Genomic DNA, 442 nt, shown 5'->3' on the forward strand with positions numbered 1-442 from the left:
AGCACTGGCGCGCTTATGTTTTTGGACCCTGTATTCCGCGTGACGAAAGGCGAGCTGATCGAGGCGATTGTGCTCGGAATGTTTTTTTCCACTTTTCTTATTAAAACGTCGAAATTTGAAATTAGAGATGGCGAAATTTATTTGAAACGCTCGAAAGCATTTGCGCTTATTTTAGTCGGCTTGATCCTCATTCGCCTTGCATTGAAATCCTATTTAGGCCGCACGATCGATTACCGTCAGTTAAGCGGCATGTTTTATTTGCTTGCTTTTTCGATGATCGTGCCATGGCGCATCGCCATGTATATTTCCTATAAAAAACTAGCGCGGCGCCTCAAATATCAGCCGCCGATTTTAACGACATAAATGCATAAAAAGCGGGGAATTTTCCCCGCTTTTTATTATTTCAGCCAGCCGTTTCACGGACATGCCAACATGTTTCGCC

The 442-nt window shown here is 43.9% G+C and carries 1 protein-coding gene; it reads left to right on the plus strand.

What is annotated here, in order from left to right; translation table 11 throughout:
* Window positions 1-363 (plus strand): CcdC family protein (locus FOI68_RS22885; protein ID WP_143864428.1); only part of this gene is annotated, 363 nt, incomplete at its 5' end.
* Window positions 364-442 lie beyond the last annotated feature (79 nt).

The sequence above is a fragment of the Brevibacillus sp. LEMMJ03 genome, assembly GCF_007197875.1.
Classification (GTDB): domain Bacteria; phylum Bacillota; class Bacilli; order Brevibacillales; family Brevibacillaceae; genus Brevibacillus; species Brevibacillus thermoruber.